Raw genomic sequence first — 561 nt, forward strand, 5'->3', positions numbered from 1 at the left:
GGCTCAATTTTAGAACCTATCGGAGGTGATCTTGGTGTTCCACCGAGCCAGGTGACACTCTTTATTACGGCGTATAGTCTAGCGATTGCGTTTTGTGCGCCTTATTTAGGGCGCTGGTCGGATCGAGTAGGGCGTCTTCGCCTTATGCTGCCGGCTTGTTTCGTTTTTGGCATCTCCTCGATTCTGACTGGCTTGGTTAGCCAGTTTGAATGGGCTTTAGTCACTCGTGTTGTTACGGGCATTGCTAGCGCAGGAATGCTGCCAATCGCATTTGCGTTGGCTGGTGATGCAAAAGGTGGGCGCTCGATGCGGCAGATTGTGATGGTGCAAGCTGGATTGACATTAGGCATGATAACCAGCCCTGCTATCGGCGCACTGATCACACAGCTCTTATCATGGCGAGCAGCTTTTATCATTTTAGGGATGGCGGCACTTGCTGTTGGGGCCTTAGTTTGGGGATGCATGAGAGAGCCTCACGATCAGAACGAGCGGTTAATGACATTACCTCCCGTTATAGAGGCATTTCGCCTTCCTGGAGCGTTGGGTGCGATTGCGGCTAGG

The 561-nt window shown here is 52.0% G+C and carries 1 protein-coding gene; it reads left to right on the forward strand.

All coding sequences use genetic code 11. From position 1 onward, the window contains the following. Positions 1-561, forward strand: a 561-nt coding sequence (locus R7R24_RS29385) for an MFS transporter (protein WP_318120547.1), incomplete at both ends; no start/stop codon positions are given.

The sequence above is a fragment of the Vibrio sp. 704 genome (genome assembly GCF_033339295.1).